This is a genomic window from Klebsiella sp. C239 (genome assembly GCF_048822715.1).
GTDB classification, from domain to species: Bacteria; Pseudomonadota; Gammaproteobacteria; order Enterobacterales; family Enterobacteriaceae; genus Klebsiella; species Klebsiella quasipneumoniae.
Genome location: NZ_JBMEZK010000006.1, coordinates 180,891 through 201,635 on the forward strand (window position 1 = coordinate 180,891; position 20,745 = coordinate 201,635).

Sequence of the window (20,745 nt, forward strand, 5' to 3'; positions counted from 1 at the left end):
GCTGTTCCCGGCGGCCTTCTCCTGCTATGTTCAGAGGATTCGCCCTGCCCGGAATGACGCTTATGCCTGAACTTCTGACGCCGCGCCTGCGCTGCTCACCGCTGCAGCTGGACGACTGGTCGTTTTTTCTTTCCCTGCAGCAGGATCCGCAGGTCATGCTTTACGTGGCCGACCCCAGGCCGCAGGCGGCCATCCGCGAGGCGTTCGATTCGCGGCTGCCGCCGTGGACGCCCGGGGATGAACACTGGCTGTGCCTGGTGGTGCGCGACAGGCTGACCCATACCCCGCTCGGCCTCACCGGTTACCAACATCATCAGCGCGACATTGCCGAGGTCGGCTTTCTCTTCGCTCCGGCGGCGCAGGGTCGTGGCTACGGCTACGAATCGCTGCGCGCGCTGTGCGACTACGCCTTCACTACCGGCGGCGTCCGCCGCCTGACCGCCAGCGTCACCGCCGGCAACGAGGCGTCCAAGCAGTTACTGCTCAAAGCCGGGTTCCGGCTGGAGGGGGAGCTGCGGGAGAACTACTGGCTCAACGGGCGCTGGCACAACGACTGGCTGTTTGGTCGGCTGCGCGCGGAGGGCGATGCGCCCTAGCGCACCGCCGCTCACGGTCTGACGACAGCGGGGTTCAGAGGAACATCCCTCCCGAGACTTCCACGCGCTGCGCGTTCATCCACGCCAGCTCATCGCTGAGCAGGGCGGCGATGGCGTCGCCGATATCATCCGGTAGCCCGACGCGCCCCAGCGCGGTCTGGGCGGCGATATGCCGATTCACCTCGGCGTTATCGCGCACCACCCCGCCGCCAAAGTCGGTCTCAATGGCCCCCGGCGCGATGATGTTCACCGATATCCCCCGTCCGCCCAGCTCTTTCGCCTGATAGCGGGTCAGAACCTCCATCGCCCCCTTCATCGCGGCGTAGGCCGCATAGCCCGGCAGGGCAAAGCGCGCCAGGCCGCTGGAAACGTTGAGGATGCGCCCCCCGTCCTGCAGGAGGGGCAGCAGCCGCTGGGTCAGGAAAAACGGGCCTTTGAACTGAATGTTCATCAGCTCGTCAAACTGCGCTTCGCTGGTCTCGGCGAAGGGGACGTTGAGGCCGATCCCGGCGTTGTTCAGTAAATAATCAAAGGTGGTGCGTCCCCACTTCTGCGCCAGCACCTGCGCCACCTCGCTGGCGAAAGCGTCGAATGTTGAAGGATCGCCGACGTTCAGCGCCAATGCTGCCGCCTTCACCCCTTTTTGCTCAATCTCCGCCACCACCTCGAGCGCCGCCTGGCGGTTGCTGTGATAGGTCAGAAGAATGTCGGTTCCCTTCGCCGCCAGCTTCAACGCGGCGTTTTTACCCAGACCGCGGCTGCCGCCGGTCACTAAAGCGATACGTTGTGTCATCAGAAGACCCCTTTCAGGTTGCGTTGTGATTGTGTTCTAGCTTATTAACTGCCAGTGAAACAATAAATACGCTACATTACGTTTTACTGTTTCATTCACAATAACAATAGGCCATCGGCATGGATAAAATTCATGCAATGCAGTTATTCATTCGCGTAGCGGATCTGGAGAGTTTCTCCCGCGCCGCCGAGACCCTGGCGCTGCCGAAAGGCAGCGTCTCGCGGCAGATTCAGGCTCTGGAAAGCCATCTTGGCGTGCGCCTCCTGCACCGCACCACCCGCCGGGTTCAGCTCACCCAGGATGGAATGGTCTACTACGAGCGGGCGAAGGATCTGCTGAGCAACCTCGACGAACTGGACGGTATGTTCCAGCACGATCCGGCGAGCATCAGCGGCCGGCTGCGGGTGGATATGCCGGTCGGTTTTGCCAAAAAGCTGGTGATCCCGCACCTGCCGGCTTTTTTGCAGCAGTATCCGGGCATCGAACTGGAGCTGAGCAGCAGCGACCGGCTGGTGGACGTGATCCGCGAGGGGTTTGACTGCGTGGTGCGCGTCGGCGCGCTCAAAGACTCCGGGCTTATCGCCCGCCCGCTGGGCAAGCTGACGCAAATTAACTGCGCCAGCCCGGACTACCTGACCCGTTTTGGCTACCCGCAAGCCCTGGAGGATCTGGCGGATCATGCCCTGATCCACTACGCCAGCACCCTCGGGGTCCGTCCTTCCGGCTTCGAGGTGGTGATCGACGGCGCCGTGCGCTGGGTAAAAAGCGGCGGCATATTGACGGTCAACAGCACGGAAACCTATCAGGCGGCCTGTATCGCCGGGCTGGGAATTATTCAGGTGCCACGCACCGGCGTGCGCGAGGCGTTACGCGCCGGCGAACTGATTGAGATCCTGCCCCAGTACCGCGCTGAGCCGCTGCCGGTCTCGCTTATCTACCCGCACCGGCGCAATCTCTCCCGCCGCGTGCATCTGTTTATGGAGTGGCTGGGCGGGCTGATGAAAGATTACGTCGATTGATCCGCGCGGAGGGTGAACGGGGGGCGGGCAGATGCGTTCCTGCAGGATACGGCATTTAAGGTATACTTTTTGCTAAATCTCGCGGTAAAAAAGGAAGAAATCACGTATGACGCCGGAAAACGACGATCGACGCCCCCCACAGGAACCGGACACGCAGCCGGAGAAAAACAAAAGCCCCCTCGACGCTCTCAATGACACGGCCGTCGGGCAAAAAGCCAGCCAGGCGCTGAAGACCGTCACCGGAACGGCGGCCAAAGTGCAGCGCAACCCGGTAGTCGCCCACCTGATACGCGCCGCAGAGCGCTTCAACGACCGGCTGGGCAATCAGTTCGGCGCGGCCATCACCTACTTCTCGTTCCTGTCGATGATCCCGATCCTGATGGTCTCGTTTGCCGCCGCCGGCTTCGTGCTGGCCTGGCATCCGACCCTGCTGCAGGACATTTTCGACAAAATTCTGCAAAACGTCAGCGACCCGACGCTGGCGGCGACGCTGAAAAACACCATCAACACCGCGGTGCAGCAGCGCACCGCCGTCGGCCTCGTCGGCCTGTTGGTGGCGCTCTATTCCGGTATTAACTGGATGGGCAACCTGCGCGAAGCGATCCGCGCTCAGTCGCGCGACGTCTGGGAGCGCCGGCCGCAGGACGAGGAGAAAATCTGGATAAAATACTTCCGCGATCTTATCTCGCTGATCGGTCTGCTGGTGGCGCTGATTATTACGCTGTCGATCACCTCTGTCGCCGGTTCCGCCCAGCAGTTGATTATCTCCGCGCTGTATCTGGACAATATTGAATGGCTGAAACCCGCCTGGCGGCTGATCGGTCTCGCCATCTCGATTTTTGCCAACTATCTGCTCTTTTTCTGGATCTTCTGGCGGCTGCCGCGCCACCGTCCGCGGCGCAAAGCCCTGTTTCGCGGCACGCTTATCGCGGCGATTGGCTTTGAAATCATTAAAATCGTCATGACCTGGACGCTGCCGGCGCTGGTGAAATCCCCTTCCGGGGCGGCGTTCGGATCGGTGCTGGGGCTGATGGCCTTTTTCTACTTCTTTGCCCGCCTGACGCTGTTCTGCGCCGCGTGGATCGCCACCGCGGAGTATAAAGACGACCGGCGGATGCCGGGCAAAACCCACCGCTGAGGTATTGCGAGGATGAATAAAAGAGGCAAAATTCATCCTCGCGCTTGATTTCAGCAGATAAATCCAGGACGTAACTTTTATTTAACGAAAAACTGGTTTTATTCTCTATCTTTTTAATTGTGTGAAGCATTTCATAGAACTATTTTTTCTGGCGTAAAAATTATCCGCTTTTTGCCTCTTTTTTGCTCATTTTCCGCGTTTGTTACAGATTGAAATGTCCCGATGGCTGTGGCTATATGGCTTTTCGTTCGCGCAAAAATAAGAAAGATCTATGCAAGCCACAGCCACCACACTCGAAAACACGCAGGAAACCGCCCCGGTCAACTCACGCAATAAAGTCGTTGTCGCCTCGCTCATTGGCACCGCCATTGAGTTTTTCGACTTCTACATCTATGCCACTGCCGCGGTCATCGTCTTCCCGCATATCTTCTTCCCGCAGGGCGATGCCGCCGCGGCCACCCTGCAGTCGCTGGCCACCTTCGCCATTGCCTTCGTCGCCCGGCCAATCGGCTCCGCGCTGTTTGGCCACTTCGGCGATCGCGTCGGCCGGAAGGTCACCCTGGTGGCCTCGCTGTTAACCATGGGGATCTCCACTGTGGTGATCGGCCTGCTGCCCGGCTATGAAAGCATTGGCATTGTCGCGCCGATGCTGCTGGCGCTGGCGCGCTTCGGTCAGGGACTTGGCCTCGGAGGGGAGTGGGGCGGCGCAGCGCTGCTGGCAACGGAAAACGCCCCGGCGCGCAAGCGCGCCCTGTATGGCTCCTTCCCGCAGCTGGGCGCGCCGATCGGCTTCTTCTTCGCCAACGGCACCTTTCTGCTGCTCTCCTGGCTGTTAACCGATCAGCAGTTTATGGAGTGGGGCTGGCGCGTGCCGTTTATCTTCTCCGCGGTGCTGGTGATCATCGGTCTGTATGTTCGCGTTTCGCTGCATGAGACCCCGGTCTTCGCCAAAGTGGCGGCGGCGAAAAAACAGGTCAAAATCCCGCTGGGTACCCTGTTGACCAAACACGTCCGCGTGACGGTGCTGGGCACCTTCATCATGCTGGCAACCTATACCCTGTTCTACATCATGACCGTCTACTCGATGACCTTCAGCACCGGCGCGGCGCCGAATGGCCTGGGCCTGCCGCGTAACGAAGTGCTGTGGATGCTGATGATGGCGGTGATTGGCTTTGGCGTAATGGTGCCGATCGCCGGCCTGCTGGCGGACGCCTTTGGTCGTCGTAAGAGCATGATTATCATCACCACGATGATTATTTTGTTCGCCCTGTTCGCCTTTAAACCGCTGCTGGGTTCCGGTAACCCGCTGCTGGTCTTTGCCTTCCTGCTGCTGGGCTTAAGCCTGATGGGACTGACCTTTGGCCCGATGGGCGCGCTGCTGCCGGAGCTGTTCCCGACGGAAGTGCGCTACACCGGGGCGTCGTTCTCCTATAACGTGTCGTCGATCCTCGGCGCCTCGGTCGCGCCGTACATTGCCGCCTGGCTGCAGGGCAACTATGGCCTCGCGGCGGTCGGCACCTATCTGGCGGCGATGGCGGCGCTGACGCTGATCGCCCTGCTGCTGACCCACGAGACCCGCCACCAGTCGTTGTGATCCTTCGCCCTGACGCCGCTGGCGTCAGGGCTCTCCCCTACTTTTTCATCTGCGACAATATGGTCCGGCACTGGTTGCTATCGCCCTCCGCCGGGGAGATCAGCGCCAGCAGCGCGGCAGCCGGCGTCACCAGAGTAGCCAGGGCCGCCGCTACCGCGCCGCGGACAATCAGCGGCCCGGCCTTCACCCCCGCCTGCGGCGATTTAAAGGTGCCGCGAACATACAGCGGGGAACGCAGGGTGATCACCCGAAAGCCTTTGCTTTCCGGATCGATGGTCAGGTCCAGCTGTTCGGAGGCAAAGCTGGCGGTCCCGGTCACATTGATCAGCGCGTTTTCCGTATCGAAGGCAAAAATCTGCGGCCGGGCGACGCCGTTGGTCACGTCGATATTGGCCGCCGCGCAGTTCACCCGAACCTCCTCATCGCCAAAAATCTGGCCGATCAGGTAGTTGCCGACGTTAAGGCCGAGAATTTCCATCAGGTTGCGACTGATCAGGCCGTCATTCATCAGCAGCTTCAGGTTGCCGTTGCTGTTGCCGAGTAGGGCCGCCACCGAGTTGCCGCTGCCGCGCAGCTGAACGTCGCCATTCATCTCGCCGAGGGTTTTCTGCATCATCTCGACGTTCGGCATCAGCGCCTTCAGCTTCAGTCGCCGCGCCTGCAGATTGGCCTCACCCTGCAGCGGCTTTTTATCGCCCTGCAGGTGCACGCTGCCGGCAATCGACCCGTTGGCCAGGCCAAAGCGCACCGGCTGCAGGCGCAGGTCGCCATCCTCCAGGATCACGTGGGTCGCCAGATCGCTGATCGGCAGCGTACCGCCGTGCTCAATTCTCCGGCCCTTAAAGCGCACATCGGCATCCATCACCTGCCATTTATCGGTTTCAAAGCGGTCCGCCGGCAGCACTTTACCCGCCGGCTGCGGCCGATCGCCCGCCTGGCGCGCAGCGCTTTTCTTCGTCCCTTTGCCGGAGTCGACGCCGATTAACGGCCCGAGATCCGCCAGCCGCAGCTGCTTCGACTCCATGTCGCCGCTGAGCTTCGGCCGCGGTTTGCCAGTGGTATAGGTCAGGGAGCCATGAATGTCGCTATCGCCGATCCGGCCGTTAAAATTCTGATAGTCAAAGCGCATGCTGTTTTTCTGCTTAAAGTCGGCGCGCAGACGGCCGTCGGTGGAGAACGACGGCGTCTCCGGCAGCAGCACGCCGGTCAGGTCGTAGAGATCGCGCAGCGAATCGCCGGCGAATTTCAGCCGCAGGTCAATGCCGCCGACGTTGAGCGGATCGCTGACCGTGCCGCTGAACGCCACCCGCGTATTGCCGGAGCGGAAGTCACCCTGCAGCGGGAAAGGCGTGCTTGCGCTGCGCAGGGCCAGCATGCCGCCGATTTTACCGTTGCCGGTGACCGGCTGGTCCTTATAGCGGCCCTTCAGCGACAGGCCAAAGACGTAGTCGCCTGGTTTCGCCGCGCTATGCCGATCCTTCGTGCCAGTGACTTCGCTGAACGGCAGCGGTTTGCCGAGGGGATCGACGAGGATGGTGATATCGCTGCGGGTGATCTTGTCATCAATGGCGATAGTCCCGCGATCGAAGAGAATGTTATCGAGGCGGAAAGACCAGCTGGAGGGGGCGCTGTCCCCCGCGGCACGCTGATCGCCAGCCAGCTGAAAGGTCCAGTTATTGTTGTCTTCCGCCAGGCGGATCAGCCGCACGTCGGGCTGTTCCAGCTTGATCCACGGCAGATACACCGTTTTGCTCAGCAGCGCCAGCGGGGCGAGGGTCGCCTCCACCCGCGGCAGGTGGATCATGGTCACCTGGGGAATGGCCGGCGGGTTGCCCAGCACGATATCCTCCGCGTGCACATGGGGCCACGGGATCCAGCTGCGCCAGCCGCGCTCTTCCGGCTGCCGCTCCCAGACCACGCCGAGATCGCCGCGGATGGCGAACGGGCGGTTCAGCTCGGCAGATACTTTCTGATTAATCGTCGGCTTCAGCCGGTTCCAGTCGAAGGTGGCCAACACGATAAAGAAGAGAACGATCAGCAACAGTATCGTTCCTGTGATGATAACCAACGTTTTACGGGTTCTGCTCATCCCTACTCCGCTCCTTTTGCATCACGTCAGTCCTGAATATAGTCAAAAAGCGGCGTTTCTCCTGGAAATGCGCTTTTCGTCACATTACGCGCGTCAGGTCAAAAAAATAATGGAACGATGTTTTAATATGATTGACCAGCAAAACAGCGCAGCGCACACTAGCGCTTATATCGATTCCATTGCAGGTTCTGGCTATGTCTAAAAAAATTGCCGTCATTGGCGAATGCATGATTGAGCTGTCAGAGAAGAACGGGGCCGTTAACCGCGGCTTTGGCGGCGATACCTTAAACACCTCGGTCTATATCGCGCGGCAGACGGATGCCAGCGCGCTGAGCGTCCACTACGTCACCGCGCTGGGAACCGATGCGTTCAGCCAGCAGATGCTCGACAGTTGGCAGCAGGAAAACGTCAACACCAGCCTGATCCAGCGGATGGCCGACCGCCTGCCGGGGCTGTATTACATTGAAACCGATGACGCCGGCGAGCGCACCTTCTACTACTGGCGCAACGAGGCGGCGGCAAAATTCTGGCTGGAGAGCGATCGCGCGGCGGCGATTTGCGAAGAGCTGGCCACGTTCGACTATCTCTACCTGAGCGGCATCAGCCTCGCCATTCTCAGCCCGGCCAGTCGTGCCAGGCTGTTCACGCTGCTGCGTGAGTGCCGCGGCAACGGCGGCAAGGTGATCTTCGACAACAACTATCGCCCGCGCCTGTGGGCCAGCCAGGCGGAGACGCAGCAGGTCTATCAGGAGATGCTCGCCTGCACCGATATCGCGTTTCTGACCCTCGATGATGAAGACGCGCTGTGGGGGGAAAAACCGGTCGCCGAGGTGATCGCCCGCACCCACGCCGCCGGCGTGGAAGAGGTGGTGGTGAAGCGCGGAGCGGATGCCTGCCTGGTCTCGGTGAGCGGGCAACCGCTGCGGGAAGTGCCGGCCGTCAAGCTGGCCAAAGAGAAAGTGGTGGATACCACCGCCGCCGGCGACTCCTTCAGCGCCGGCTATCTGGCCGTGCGCCTGACCGGCGGCGATGCTGAATCCGCCGCCAGACGCGGACATCTGACCGCCAGCACGGTGATCCAGTATCGCGGGGCGATCATCCCCCGGGAAGCAATGCCGCAATAATCCTCACCTGTAAGCGCTCTCCGGCCGCCGCTGGCGCGCCGGAGAGGCGTCAGGTTACTGCCCCGACGGGATGTCGCTGGCCTCGCTGTGGGCGTCAACCGTATCGGCGCTGCCGCTGGTCGCTGCGGTCGCCGGACTCGGCGCCATCAGTTTTTCCCACGTGGCCTGCAGCTCCTTCATGTTGTATTCCGGTTCGCCTTTCGGCTGCTGCAACACCAGCGCCATATCCTGAGACAGTTGCTGACGCAGGTACTGGTTCAGCATGTCCACCGTCAGGGAGTTGAGGAACTCCTGACGCAGCTTCTGGTACTGCTCCGGCGCGATATCCACCACCTGATTTTGCAAGGAGCGCATGCGCTGGCTCATCAGAATGTCGGTATCGGTGCGCGCATAGGTGGCAAACAGCTTCTGCAGCTCGAGGCTTTTCTGAGCAATAAGCGCATCAAACTCCTCCTGCGGCAGGCCGTTGTCGCGCACTTTCGCCAGCTCGCGCGAGACCACGCTCAGGTTGTTATTCAGGCGCTCGCCCGGCGATTCGATGTTGATGGCGCACTGCGCGCGCTGATAGAGCACCCGGCAGTCAAAACCAAGACCAATATCCTTGACGTTATTTTTGCTCAGGCTCTGCTGCACGTGCCAGAACAGCGCTTCGCGGGCGAGGTCGTCGCGCCAGTAGCGCTGCAGCGCCGCGGAGTCGCGGATCGGCTGCCAGGGGGCGTCCCACATGATGGACAGTTTGTCCTGGCGCACGGCGCTGGTCATGATGCTGACCGGCACGGTGGGCAGCGGCGATAAGGTCGGCACCGCCGCGGGCGTTTCCCGCTTGCCCTTCAGATCGCCAAAGGTTTTGCTGATTTGCTCAGCGACGCTGCGGCTGTCGACGTTACCCACCACGATCAGCGTCATGGCGTCGGGGGTGTACCATTTTTGATAAAAGTCTTTCAGATGCGCCACGTCGATCGGCTGCTTCAGCGGCGCGGCGGGATCGTGGCCCAGCATGGTGGAGCCCTTGAGGCGATAGCGCCACCAGCCCTCTTTGGTATCCAGCGGCCAGGTCGCCACCATGTCGTTGCCCTGCAGCGCGTGATTGATCGATTCAGGCGTAATGGTCAGTTTACCGCTGGCGTCCGCCAGCCAGCTCAGCGCCTCTTTCAGCAGATCGTTGCGGTTATTCGGCAGGCTGAGATTAAACATCGTGTAATCGTAGGAGACGATGGCCGGCGGCAGAGGACGCTTCGGGTCAATACTCTGCTGCCACAGCGAGCGCGCCTGCATCGTCGGCAGGCTGCCGCTTTGCGTCAACGCCAGACGGGGAATAAAACGGCTGAAACCGCTCTGCTGAGTGCTTTCGCTCAGCGAGCCAATATTCACGGACAGACGGACTTCGATACGGTCGCTGGGACGCTGCGGCGTGGCCAGCACCTGCCACGACAACCCATTCGCTAAGGTCCCTTGTTGCCAGGCCGGATCAGGCTGGAGCGCTTCTGCCTGCACATAACCGGCCGCCGCTACCATCAGCAAACCGCCCGTTAAGAGTTTAATTGTTGTGCCCTGCATGTGAACCCCTGATGAACATTCCTGGTTACAACAGCATCCCACTGACGGGCTGCCGAAAAAAGTGAGAGTGAAATACGTCGGTTAGACCACACGGAGACGAAAATGTCGCATGACAACGTAAAATAATCATTTCGTGTCATTCCCGCCGGGCGGAAATGACCTCTAATTATGCGCAGGAGCCCGTACTCCAGCAAGGGAGTACGGGCCTAAGAGGAGGATTTAAGAGGATAATTCGTGCGTTTTGTTCGCGGGAACACGGTTATTCAGCACATCATCCATCTGTTTGGCATCGAGTTCTTTAACCCATTTCGCGACCACCACCGTGGCGACGCCGTTACCCACCAGGTTAGTCAGCGCACGGGCTTCGGACATAAAGCGGTCAATACCGAGGATCAGCGCCAGGCCAGCCACCGGCAAATGCCCGACGGCCGAGATGGTCGCCGCCAGCACGATGAAGCCGCTGCCGGTCACTCCCGCCGCCCCTTTCGAGGAGAGCAGCAGCACCACCAGCAGGGTGATTTGATGGAAAATATCCATATGGCTGTTGGTCGCCTGGGCGATAAAGACCGCCGCCATCGTCAAATAGATAGAGGTGCCGTCGAGGTTGAACGAATAGCCGGTCGGGATCACCAGGCCCACCACCGATTTACGACAGCCGAGCTTCTCCATCTTGTCGAGCATGCGCGGCAGCGCCGATTCGGATGAAGAGGTCCCCAGCACGATCAGCAGCTCTTCGCGGATATAGCGGATAAATTTAAAGATGCTGAAGCCGGTGGCTTTGGCGATTGACCCCAGCACCACCACCACGAACAGAATACAGGTGATATAGAAGCAGATGATCAGCTGGCCCAGCTGCACCAGGGTGCCGACGCCATATTTACCGATGGTGAAGGCCATGGCCCCGAAGGCGCCGATCGGCGCCAGGCGCATGATCATATTGATGATGCCGAAGATGACCTGCGAGAAACTTTCAATGACGTTGAAAATCAGCTGGCCCTTGCTGCCCAGACGATGCAGGGCAAAGCCAAACAGAACGGCGAACAGCAGAACCTGAAGGATGTTGCCGCTGGCGAAGGCGCCAATGACGCTGCCCGGGATCACATCCAGTAAAAAGGCCACCACCCCCTGGTCTTTCGCCTGCTCAGCGTACACCGCCACCGCTTTCGCATCGAGCGTCGACGGGTCGACGTTCATCCCGGCCCCCGGCTGCACCACGTTGACAATAACCAGACCGATAATCAGCGCGATGGTGCTGACCACTTCGAAATAGAGCAACGCCACCGCCCCGGTACGGCCAACGGCTTTCATGCTCTCCATTCCGGCGATCCCCGTCACGACGGTACAGAAGATAACCGGAGCAATCACCATTTTAATCAGCTTAACGAAGGCGTCGCCGAAGGGTTTCATTTGCGCGCCCAGTTCCGGGTAAAAATGGCCCAGCAGAATACCGATCGCTATGGCCGTCAGAACCTGGACATAGAGGCTTTTAAAGATAGAGGTTTTCATAGGGTGTCCTTTGGGAATAACCACAGAGCAAGAAGGGATATTTGGCGTCTGTGGCTTAAAAATAACACCCTGGAAACATTTCAGAAATAACTAACGTCGAAAGTGCAACGCGATTGTTAAAATCTTTGAGCTGACTCGCACAAGTCAACAAAACATTTACAAATTTGCATCTTCGCGGACCGGGGATAAATAGCGGGCGCTGAACGCCTCCTGCGGTAAAGCGCAACCGAACAGGTGGCCCTGGAGCACCTCGACGCCGGCGGCTTGCAACCAGCGATACTGGTCTTCCGTTTCCACCCCTTCCGCCACAATGCGCAGCGACAGGCCGCGCGCGAGCTGGATGATCGCCGGCACCATGCTGACATCCTCCGGCAGCATATCGATGAATACCTTATCAATTTTCAGAATATCCACCGGCAGAGCCTTCATCTGCTGCAGCTGGTGCAACCCGGCATAACCCATGCCAAAATCATCCAGCGCAATCCGCACGCCGGCCTCGCGCAGAGGCCGCAACCGCGCCATCACATCCTGCGGATCGTCCATCCGGCAGCTCTCCGTCACCTCAAGGATGAGGGTGCCCGGCGCAATGCGGTAGCGGGCGATCAGCTTCAGCATCTCCTCGCCACGGTCGTGCTCCAGTAGCTGGAGCAGGGAAACATTGACCGACAGCGGCAGCATAATGCCCTGGCTTTGCCAGGCGGCCAGCTGGCGGCAGGCCTCTTCCATCACCCAGTAGCCGACCGGGATAATCAGCCCGCAGGACTCAATGCGCTCAATCAGCGCCGGCGGTAGGGACCAGCTGCCATCCGCCTGCCGCTGGCGCAGCAGCACCTCGGCGCCGCAGAGCTCGCCGCTGGCGCAGGCCACCTGCGGCTGCAGCCAGATCGCGAACTGCTGGTTGTCGAGGGCGGTCATAATTTCGTGCTCTTCCATCAGGCGGCGCTGAGCCTTTTCCATCTGCTCGGGATCGAAGAACTCAATCTGATTTTTACCTTTGCGTCTTGCGGTGACCGCGGCCGAGACCGCGCGCCGGTAAAACTGTTCGGCGCTGAGACCGGGGTGGAACATGGCGATCCCGACGCTGGCGTAGGGCCGCAGCTGCAGACCATGCAGCGGTAAACGTTCATTAATAATAGTGAGCACTTGCTTACTTATCGTCACCGCCTGCCAGGATTCGGCGAGGCCATCGGCGAGAATGGCGAAGTCATAGCCGCTTACCTGGGCCAGCACCATCTGCGGCGGGATCGCGGCGCGCAGCTTCTCCACCAGCGTCAGGAGCAGCATTTCGCGCTGGCTCTCCTTGAGCACGCCGGCGGCGTCCTGCAGGGTTTCACAGGCGACGACGATCAGCGCGGCGCTCTGCGGGCGGGCCACCGTCTGCTCCAGCATCGCCAGCAAAAAGGCTTTATTCGGCAGCTCGGAGACAGGGAAGCGGGTCGACTGGATGGACAGCTCATCATGCTGGCGCACCAGGCTCTGCTGGTTGCGGTTATAGCTGCGCACCAGCATGCCGATCTCGTCGTCATGGTGCAGGCGCGGGAGGGTCAGCTGATGGCCAAGACGCTCCTGCTGGGAGAGATCGTTCAGCTCGCGGGCGATACGCCGCAGGGGGCGAACCATCAGCCGGTTGATGCACCAGGTGAGCGCCACCGTCAGCATTAGCACCAGAAGTAAGTAAGCAGTTACTAACGTAGCAAGGGCGCTCATGACGAATTTATACATGCGATAGGAGTCGGCCTGCAGCACCAGATAGGCCAGCGGTTGCGGGTTGGCCGGCCGCTCCAGCGAATAAATGGGCAGCGAAATCTGCACCGGCAGCTCAAACAGCCGGGTGATGGTCACCGGCACCGACCGCTCAGGGATAAACCGCATCCGCAGCGCCTGGAACTGGTTGGGCAAGACGACATCCGCCCGGCTAACGATGCCAGCAGGCTGGATACGGCTTAAAATGGCTTCCGCTTCCGGAATATCGGCTTTCAGAATAGCCGCAGACAGCGGTTCGCGAACGGATCGCGCGATACTTTCTAACTGCGTGGCCGTGGTAAAGCGACTCTGTTGCACAAAGTGAAACAGCAAAATAGTGCAAAAAACCAATACAAAGGCCATGGACACGCTCGCGACCATCGCCATCTGTTTGATTGTAAGTGAACGGCTGACGCGCAACGGTGTTCTCCACTGATACTGAATGCATACCCGGCATTAATCCATCAATCCCGGTCGTTTCAGGCTGATTATATACTTAAATCCTTCGCCCACGCCCGCGAGGGATGAAGTGACGGGATAGCTCCGCGCGGTGGCGCAGACGCCGGAGAGACCTCCCCGGCGGCCGACGGTGGGCAACGCCTCACGAGTATACGCGAAGCGCGCCGTGGAGTGGTGCTCTGTGACGTAATTCAGCCTATTCTGCTACCAGTCGGCGTAAGGCACCAGCGGCTGGGGCGGCATATCCAGATCCCCCTGCCAGCCGGCCGCCGAATAACGCACGTAAAGCAGCGCATGGCTCGGGGTGTAGTCCTTCGCCTGCTGAATATCGACCGCGGCGCCAACGAACCAGTTGCTGGTCACCCGCCGCTCCACCAGCGCTCTGGCGGTGTAACCGAATCCCTGGCTGCTGCCGCCCTCCTCCGTCAGTTCGCTGGCGCGCTGCCGGTAGTCGGACGGGATCAGGTTCAGCAGCGGATAGCGGGCTTGCGTCTGGGTACGCGAATGGGACCATGAGACCGATCCGCCGAGTTCCCAGGACCAGTTCTCCGTGCGCTGACGCCAGGTCACCGGCACAGCGAACGAGAGATACTCCTGCGGGCTGTAATAGCCGCCCTGGCCGAGGGTGTAACCGCTGAGATCTTTGTCGTAGTGCCAGATCATATTGTTGAGGCCGACGGTGACGCGACGATTATTCTCGTTAATCACCTTATAGTAGTAGCCGGTCATCCAGCGCACGCGCCAGTTATCCGCCACGTTTTTACCGGTCAGCGAGTCGGCCCCCAGCGAGGACCAGATACCGTGCGCTTCGCCCCGGTCATAGCTGAGGCTCACACCGCCGCCGTCGGCGCGAACGCCGCCCCAGGTGGTGCCAGTATGGCTGTTGCTGTCTTTCTGCCCGCCAAAGGAGAGCAGCGAGCTGGAGATGGGCCGCCGGTGCACGTTGACCGTGTACCCCACCGGCCCGACGTCGCTACTGTAGCTCAGGCCGCCGACCACATCGACGACATTGAAGCCCATCGGCGTGGTGCCGATATCGCCGCTCCAGGTGTCATTCTTCCAGCCGACCGCTACGCTGGCCCCGCTGTCGGTCTGATTTTTACTGCCGCTGGTACAGGCGATCTCCCCGCAGGTGCCCCAGCTGGGCGAGTAGCTCCCGTCGCTGTGGGTGGAAAAGCTGCCGGCATCCATATTGACCAGGTCGGTGCGGAAGAACATCCGGCCATCCGCCAGCGGGGCATCCACCTGCAGCATGGTGGTATGCGCCTTGAGGTCGGAATAGCCGCCGGTGCCGCTGGATCCCCAAAAGTCGTGTTCCAGGGTGACGTTCAGATCCTGCTGGCGATAAAGGTCGGCGGCATCGCTGCGGATCCCGCGCTTCAGCCAGTCATCCCGGCTGTCGTTGCGCGTCAGCCGGGTAAAGGTATCGTTATCCTGCGGCTGCGCGGGGGTGATGCCGGAGGCCACCATCGCCTCCCGGTAGTGGGTCAGCGCCTGCTGCGGCTCCCCGTTCCGGGTGGCAAAGCGCGCGGCATCGCGCAGCACCAGCGCGCTCTCCATCGAGGGCGGCTGCGCCTTCGCCTGCGGCACAATCTGGTTAAAAATCTGTTGGGCGTCCGCGGTATCGCCAAGGCCAGCTCGCGCCAGGGCGACCCGCCGCTGCATATTCATGGATTCGGCCTCTGCGCCTTTCAGCTGCATGACCTGCGCCCGGGCGGCCTGTTTATCGCCCTCGGCCAGATAGACTTCCGCAAGGCCGAGGCGCGCATCGCCGTTGTCGGCTTCCTGACGCAGCACCCGCTGATAGTCGGCAATCGCCGTCTGGTTGTCCCCGCGCTGCTGGGCCCAGTCGGCCAGCGTCAGGTCATAGCGCACCGAGGCCGGCTGCTGTTTGATGAGGGCGATCGCCTGCGCTTCCTCGCCGCTGTCGCGCAGCTGGTTCGCCTGGCGCAGCACTCGGTCGCTTTGCAAACGCGCCTCAAGTTCACGAAGGTTATCCGTCCACGCGCTGCGCGGCAGAGCGGCGATTTGCGCCAGCGCCAGATCGTCCTGGTCGTTCCCCGACAGGTAGAGCCCCGAGGCGTAGACCCGTTCGGCATCCTGCGGCTGGCGGTTGACCATCGTCCGCATCAGTGCGTCGGCCTCCTGGCGCTCACCGGCGCTGACCAGATCCCGCGCCAGACGGTAGGTTATCCACACGCTGTCCGGCTCGAGCGCCAGGCGCCGACGCTGAACTTCCGCCGCCTGCGCCCAGTTGCCCTGGCTCTCCAGGGCCTGCGCTTGTTTCTCCAGCCGGTCGTTGGTCAGGCTGCGCTCGATATCATCGATGCTGCGCCGCTGGGCGGCAGGAAGACCAGCGATCCAGGCGCTGGCTTTCTCCGGCGATTCGGCGCGATAGAGGTTGGCCAGGCCGCGCACCGCCAGGTTATTGCCGCGATCCAGGCGCAACGCCTGCTGGTAATAGCGCTCCGCCGCCGCCGCCTCTTTGCGCGCCGCCGCGACGTCGCCCAGCCCCAGCACGGCATAGCTGTCGGTCCGATCGACCCGCTGCGCCTGGGCATAATAATTCTGCGCCTGTGAAAGCTGACCGGCCTTCAGGGCGTTATCCCCCTGCTTGATCAGCAGCCAGTAGCGGTTGGTTTGCAGCAGGCTGTCCCATTTGCCGCGATTCGGGCTGTCGGGATCCATGGCAATCGCTTTATTGAGCTGGGCCACCGCGCGCGCTCGGTCGCCGCGCTGGGAATAGGCCTGGCCGAGGGCGCCCACCGCATCGCTGTCGCGGCTGTCGGCCTGAACGGCTTTCTGCAGATCCGCCACCGCCTGCGAGGTATTTCCGGATTTGACCGCCGCCAGCCCTTCCGAGCGGGCGCGGAACGTCGGATCCTGCAGCTGCGCCTGCTGCTGGTCAAGCAGGACGCGGGCGTTCGCCGCCACCGAGCCGGTAGGAAACTGCAGCAGGAATTGCTGCAACGCCTGCACGCTGGCTTTGCTCACCGGCATGCTTTTCACCTCGCTGAACCACATATCGGCGGCGATACCGCGTCCTGAGGCTGAGCGGGCCATTTCCGCCAGATAGGCGAACCCTTCCTGCGGTTTGTTATCGGCAAACATCTGCTTCGCCAGCGCCGTCAGCAGGCTGACGTTGCCCGGCGCGCTGGCGTTCAGTTTTTTCAGCTGGCTGACGCCTTCGCTATGACGGGCCGGCAGGCGCGCCACCAGCGTCCAGTATTCAATAGCGGCATCGACATCATCCGGCACGCCGCCGAACAGTTTTTCATAGGCGGCGATGGCTTCATCGACCTTCCCGGCAACGCCCAGCAGGCGCGCCTGCTGCAGCGCCTGACGGCCCTCGCCGGTGTTGCTTTTCATCTCATTGCGCGACGCCTTCAGCTCAGGGGAATCCGGCGCCAGCTTCGTCAGTCGCTCCAGCTCTTTTTGCGCCCCGGCGGTATCCCCCTGGCGCAGCAGGTAGCGCATCCGCGCGGCAATCAGGTCCGGGTTGTTGGGGTCGATCAGCTCCAGACGGTATAGCGACTGGCGCACCAGGTCTTCACGATTGCTGGCCTCGCCGAGGCGCACCTGCTCCAGCAGATGTTCCTGGGCGGGCGTCGTCGCCGCCTGCGCTAACGGCAGCAGCGCGACGCCGAGGGACAGCGTGAGTAAACTTAGTGAGAGCTTGCGCATTCCTGGTTCCAGTCAGGTTGTAATTCGCCACCCGCAGTGAAACGAAAACGGTGTTGATCCCAACCCTGACCGAACAGCGTCAGGACCGCGCTGTAGTAGGCATCCGCGCCGGGATAGTTATCGGCGACGCGCTGTCGTTGCACCGACCGGGCCTCGTCGTTCTGTAAAAACGGCAGCATCACCGCGGAGAAGCCCACCGGCCCCTGGCCGCTGGTTTTACCGGTGGCGATATTCACTTTCTCCGGCGGTACCCCCTGCTCCGTGGTCTGCGCCGCCATCGGCGCAAAGCGGGCCAGCAGACGCGCTTTTTGCTTATCGCCATCATGAAGCATGCCCACCCACAGGTAGACGCGAATCGCGTCATAGCTGCCGATCAGCGGCTTCTCCGTTTTCAGCTGCCAGCCTTTCCCTTTCTCATAGCGCACCCAGTCCGGGGTAAAGCCTTTCGGCGCGGTCTCCAGCAGCAGACGCAGGTTCGTGTCGCGCAGGATGGGCCACGGCGCGCCAAAACGCACAAAATAGGTGGCCAGCTGCGGCGGAAGATAGCTGGGGTTAAACCGCCAGCCGCTGTCGTCGGCAAAACCGACTTTTCCCGGCAGCAGCATCGTGCCAAGGCCCGGCACCGCCACCGTCTCTTCGTCGACAATCCGCGCCAGCAGCGCTTTCCCGGTCTCGGTGTACTGCGGCTGCTGCCACAGGCGCCCCGCCTCCAGCAGCGCCCAGGCTATCCACAGATCCGAGTCGGATGCCGAATTGCTGTCCAGCAGCGTCCACTGTTCGTCGTCCTTTTTCCCCCACAGCCAGCCCGGCAGATGCTGCCGCAGGTCGCCCTCCGCCAGGTTGTTCTGCGTCCAGGTCAGCAGCTTGTCGAACCCCGCGCGATCGTTGGCCGCCAGGGCAAAGAACAGGCCATAGCTCTGTCCTTCGGAAGTGGAAATTTTGCGCGCATCGCTGGGGTCGATCACCCGCCCCTCGGGGCTGACGTACGCTTTCTTAAACTGCTCCCAGGCGGGCCACTGGCAAGCGGCGCTCGCCTGGCCCGCCGCCAGTACCAGCGCGGAGAGCACCGCGCCGCAAAGTACTTTCATCATCGTTTATTCATCATCCAGGCTAAGGCGGCGGCGGCTGATAATGCGCAGCATGCGCCACAGCACCCACGCCAGCAGCACGATACTGACCGCGGCGAAGATCGCCAGCAGTATCGGGTGGTTAGAGAGCGCGAACCAGATGCGCTCGAACCAGGGCAGATGGCCGACATAGTAAACATCGCCCACCCGCAGGCTGTTGACGCCGGATTCGCGGATCACCGCCACCGAGCCAAACATCGCCGCCCGCTTACCGCTGTCGTTGAGGGCGTTGGTCAGCAATTCATTACCGCGCGGGCTGTCGGCCAGCAGGGCCACCACGCTACGCTGATCGTTGTAGGGCGACTGGAAGCCAATCACCGCCGCCATCGGTCCGGAAGAGGTGATGTCGGTGCGGGTGTTGGGCGTGCGGGCCTCGTCATCGGGATAAATGCTCGCCAGGTCATAGTGGCGCATCGGCATTTTCACCCAGCTTTTGGTCGCCTCGACCAGCAGGTTGATTTTGGTATCGTCCTTGAGAGACGAGGGGATCGCGCCGATCAGCAGCAGATCCGCGTCTTTATTCTTGATCTGGTTGCCATCGTCGGTCATTTGCAGATTAATCGCCGCCAGGCCGGTCTGCGAACCGATGCCGCCCAGCGCCTGCAGCAGCGTCGCCACCTGGCCCTGGGTCGGCGCCTTCGGCACCACCACCAGGGTGTCAGCGAGGTCAGCCATTCGGCTGTAAGGGAAGCCCGCATTGGCGAAGACGCGCAGGTCCGGCAGCGCAATAAAGTGATAATACTTCGAGAAGTCGATGGTCGAATCGTCGCCGATCACCACATGGTTCTGCACCGGCTGGAAGGTAATACAGTTGTCGATGGAGCCGCCGGGCATTGGGTTCATGTACTGGAAGTCAAAGCGCAGCTGGTTCACCGCCCCAAGACGCAGCGCGGGGATGGTGACCTCCGATTTGCCGTCCAGCAGCCCCTGCAGCACCGGCAGGCGCAGGATCAGTTTGTTCACGTCCTGGGAGCTGTTAAGGCTGAACGACTGCAGGAACTGGTCGTTAAGGCTGATATCCATCCGCGAACTGTCCTTCACCGGCGGCATGGTATAGCGATATTTCAGATCCATATCGATGCCGTTGGCCCGCAGCAAATAGAGATCCGGCGGCAGGTTAAGCGCCACGGTGATGGCATCCGGCACCAGCCCGCTGGACTGCAGCTGTTGTTCATAGGTTTTCAGCTCAGCAAAGGTGACCGAGCGGTCGGTGCGCACCCAGTTTGGCGCATCGTATGGCTGCCGCGGCTGCAGGGTTTTGATGCCGTCCACGGTGACGCTGCTGCCGCGGAACAGAATATTGCCCTGGGCAATCCCCTTCGCCGCCAGCAGCAGGTCTTTATCATCGCGGCCGAAAATCACCAGCAGCTTGACGTAAGGATCGTTCGGGTTGTCGATCATTTCGATGGTCGGCGCGTTGACCGGCGGATGATCGCGCAGGAAATCCGGACGCTTGTCGTTGGTGGCGAAGACAATGGCGTTACGATCCGGCAGTTCGTTGAAATAGACCGGGAACTGCTGGCCGCGCCAGCCGGCCTTGCTGCCGAACCATGAGGCGATAATCGCCGCCGCCTGCTGCTGGGCCACCGCCGGCGAACCCGGGAAAATCATCGGCAGCGTCAGCGGGCGGTTGTCGCGCGGATCGTAGAACGGCACCGGGAAGTGCGACAGATCGTTATGCACCTTCAGCGACTGGTAGGTGAGATCCAGATAGCTTTCGCGCCCGACGTCCAGCCACAGCGTGCTGCTGGCCGGGTTTTCGCAGACATCGCGATAGTGGCCGACAAACTCCAGCCGTATGCGGTTGAAGTCGGTGATATACAGCGGGTCAATCGGCAGCTGCGCACGGATCTTTTTCCCCAGCTGCTCTTTGGTGACGGGCAGAACGCCCATCAGCTCATCGTTGAGATAGACTTTCAGCTGCGACTGCACGGGCAGCAGTGAGGGCGACGGGGTATATTCCAGATTGAGCAGCGCGTTGGCGACCAGCTCATCGCTGCGCATGCCGAATTCGACCGAGGCGTCAGGCCGTGAGCCGCGCAGCACAATGCTGCCCGGAGGCGGCGCGATGGAGGCAAAGGTCAGCTTCACCTCCCGCTGCGGGATATTCTCGGCGACCACCGCCGGAGCGGTCGGTTCGGCGAGGGTCGCCGTCGGCTCGCCAATCGTCACCGGCGCGGGCGGGGTGGCCGCCTGCGGCTGAACGCCAGGAGCCGGGTTCACCACGGCGGCCGGCGCCGCGTAAGAGGCCAGCGGATACCAGCTGCACATGCCCACCGCTACTGCACACATCCAGGAAAGTTTTCTTTTCATCGC

13 protein-coding genes are annotated in these 20,745 nt (G+C 61.4%); 5 read left to right on the forward strand and 8 right to left on the reverse strand.

Annotated elements, in window-relative coordinates; genetic code table 11:
- The first annotated feature begins 62 nt into the window (after nt 1–62).
- On the forward strand, nt 63–596 hold the full coding sequence (locus tag ACOI6Z_RS17505) for a GNAT family N-acetyltransferase (protein WP_023291283.1): 534 nt from the start codon (nt 63–65) through the stop codon (nt 594–596).
- Nucleotides 597–630: 34 nt separating this feature from the next.
- On the opposite strand, the gene ACOI6Z_RS17510 is transcribed toward ACOI6Z_RS17505, so the two are convergent.
- Nucleotides 631–1,389, reverse strand: a complete 759-nt coding sequence (locus ACOI6Z_RS17510; protein ID WP_023291284.1) for an SDR family NAD(P)-dependent oxidoreductase — start codon at nt 1,387–1,389, stop codon at nt 631–633.
- A 119-nt stretch (nt 1,390–1,508) separates the two neighbouring features.
- On the opposite strand from ACOI6Z_RS17510, the gene ACOI6Z_RS17515 reads away from it, so the two are divergent.
- From ACOI6Z_RS17515 to ACOI6Z_RS17525, 3 genes are all read left to right on the forward strand, one after another.
- Entirely contained in the window at nt 1,509–2,408 is a 900-nt protein-coding gene (locus tag ACOI6Z_RS17515) for a LysR family transcriptional regulator (RefSeq protein ID WP_032454302.1), read from the forward strand.
- Between the two features lie 106 nt (nt 2,409–2,514).
- Nucleotides 2,515–3,546, forward strand: a complete 1,032-nt coding sequence (yhjD, locus tag ACOI6Z_RS17520; RefSeq protein ID WP_023291286.1) for an inner membrane protein YhjD — start codon at nt 2,515–2,517, stop codon at nt 3,544–3,546.
- Between the two features lie 271 nt (nt 3,547–3,817).
- A complete protein-coding gene (locus ACOI6Z_RS17525; RefSeq protein ID WP_017900001.1) occupies nt 3,818–5,140 on the forward strand; it encodes an MFS transporter in 1,323 nt (440 codons plus the stop codon).
- A gap of 37 nt (nt 5,141–5,177) precedes the next feature.
- Here the strand turns inward: ACOI6Z_RS17525 and ACOI6Z_RS17530 are convergent, their stop codons facing one another.
- The gene (locus tag ACOI6Z_RS17530; RefSeq protein ID WP_064158038.1) at nt 5,178–7,229 is read right to left on the reverse strand and encodes an AsmA family protein; all 2,052 of its coding nucleotides are present in this window, start codon (nt 7,227–7,229) and stop codon (nt 5,178–5,180) included.
- A gap of 194 nt (nt 7,230–7,423) precedes the next feature.
- Between ACOI6Z_RS17530 and ACOI6Z_RS17535 the strand changes: the two genes are divergently transcribed.
- Nucleotides 7,424–8,353 (forward strand): sugar kinase, encoded by a 930-nt coding sequence (locus tag ACOI6Z_RS17535; protein WP_044525007.1) that lies wholly within the window; start codon nt 7,424–7,426, stop codon nt 8,351–8,353.
- 54 nt (nt 8,354–8,407) lie between these two features.
- Here ACOI6Z_RS17535 and ACOI6Z_RS17540 read toward each other — a convergent pair whose 3' ends face one another.
- The 6 genes from ACOI6Z_RS17540 to bcsB all read right to left on the reverse strand — a co-directional run bounded on the left by ACOI6Z_RS17540 (nt 8,408) and on the right by bcsB (nt 20,742).
- Nucleotides 8,408–9,910 carry a M16 family metallopeptidase gene (locus ACOI6Z_RS17540; RefSeq protein WP_023291289.1) on the reverse strand — a complete coding sequence of 501 codons (1,503 nt, stop codon included), beginning with the start codon at nt 9,908–9,910 and terminating at the stop codon, nt 8,408–8,410.
- A gap of 219 nt (nt 9,911–10,129) precedes the next feature.
- Nucleotides 10,130–11,416, reverse strand: coding sequence for a dicarboxylate/amino acid:cation symporter (locus ACOI6Z_RS17545; protein WP_023291290.1), 1,287 nt, complete (start codon nt 11,414–11,416; stop codon nt 10,130–10,132).
- Between the two features lie 156 nt (nt 11,417–11,572).
- Nucleotides 11,573–13,579 carry a biofilm formation regulator HmsP gene (gene hmsP / locus ACOI6Z_RS17550; protein WP_044525008.1) on the reverse strand — a complete coding sequence of 669 codons (2,007 nt, stop codon included), beginning with the start codon at nt 13,577–13,579 and terminating at the stop codon, nt 11,573–11,575.
- Between the two features lie 243 nt (nt 13,580–13,822).
- On the reverse strand, nt 13,823–17,302 hold the full coding sequence (gene bcsC, locus ACOI6Z_RS17555; protein ID WP_065812602.1) for a cellulose synthase complex outer membrane protein BcsC: 3,480 nt from the start codon (nt 17,300–17,302) through the stop codon (nt 13,823–13,825).
- Nucleotides 17,284–18,393 carry a cellulose synthase complex periplasmic endoglucanase BcsZ gene (bcsZ, locus tag ACOI6Z_RS17560; protein WP_420687470.1) on the reverse strand — a complete coding sequence of 370 codons (1,110 nt, stop codon included), beginning with the start codon at nt 18,391–18,393 and terminating at the stop codon, nt 17,284–17,286. Before bcsZ ends, bcsC begins: the two co-directional genes overlap by 19 nt.
- A gap of 3 nt (nt 18,394–18,396) precedes the next feature.
- On the reverse strand, nt 18,397–20,742 hold the full coding sequence (gene bcsB, locus ACOI6Z_RS17565) for a cellulose biosynthesis cyclic di-GMP-binding regulatory protein BcsB (protein ID WP_049013024.1): 2,346 nt from the start codon (nt 20,740–20,742) through the stop codon (nt 18,397–18,399).
- Nucleotides 20,743–20,745 lie beyond the last annotated feature (3 nt).

Bases quoted from the DNA above. Each gene is read 5' to 3' on its own strand.
- ACOI6Z_RS17510 (WP_023291284.1), bottom strand. From the start codon at position 1,389: ATGACACAACGTATCGCTTTAGTGACCGGCGGCAGCCGCGGTCTGGGT.
- ACOI6Z_RS17535 (WP_044525007.1), top strand. From the start codon at position 7,424: ATGTCTAAAAAAATTGCCGTCATTGGCGAATGCATGATTGAGCTGTCA.
- bcsB (WP_049013024.1), bottom strand. From the start codon at position 20,742: ATGAAAAGAAAACTTTCCTGGATGTGTGCAGTAGCGGTGGGCATGTGC.
- ACOI6Z_RS17545 (WP_023291290.1), bottom strand. From the start codon at position 11,416: ATGAAAACCTCTATCTTTAAAAGCCTCTATGTCCAGGTTCTGACGGCC.
- yhjD (WP_023291286.1), top strand. From the start codon at position 2,515: ATGACGCCGGAAAACGACGATCGACGCCCCCCACAGGAACCGGACACG.
- ACOI6Z_RS17525 (WP_017900001.1), top strand. From the start codon at position 3,818: ATGCAAGCCACAGCCACCACACTCGAAAACACGCAGGAAACCGCCCCG.
- ACOI6Z_RS17530 (WP_064158038.1), bottom strand. From the start codon at position 7,229: ATGAGCAGAACCCGTAAAACGTTGGTTATCATCACAGGAACGATACTG.
- bcsZ (WP_420687470.1), bottom strand. From the start codon at position 18,393: ATGATGAAAGTACTTTGCGGCGCGGTGCTCTCCGCGCTGGTACTGGCG.
- bcsC (WP_065812602.1), bottom strand. From the start codon at position 17,302: ATGCGCAAGCTCTCACTAAGTTTACTCACGCTGTCCCTCGGCGTCGCG.
- ACOI6Z_RS17515 (WP_032454302.1), top strand. From the start codon at position 1,509: ATGGATAAAATTCATGCAATGCAGTTATTCATTCGCGTAGCGGATCTG.
- ACOI6Z_RS17505 (WP_023291283.1), top strand. From the start codon at position 63: ATGCCTGAACTTCTGACGCCGCGCCTGCGCTGCTCACCGCTGCAGCTG.
- ACOI6Z_RS17540 (WP_023291289.1), bottom strand. From the start codon at position 9,910: ATGCAGGGCACAACAATTAAACTCTTAACGGGCGGTTTGCTGATGGTA.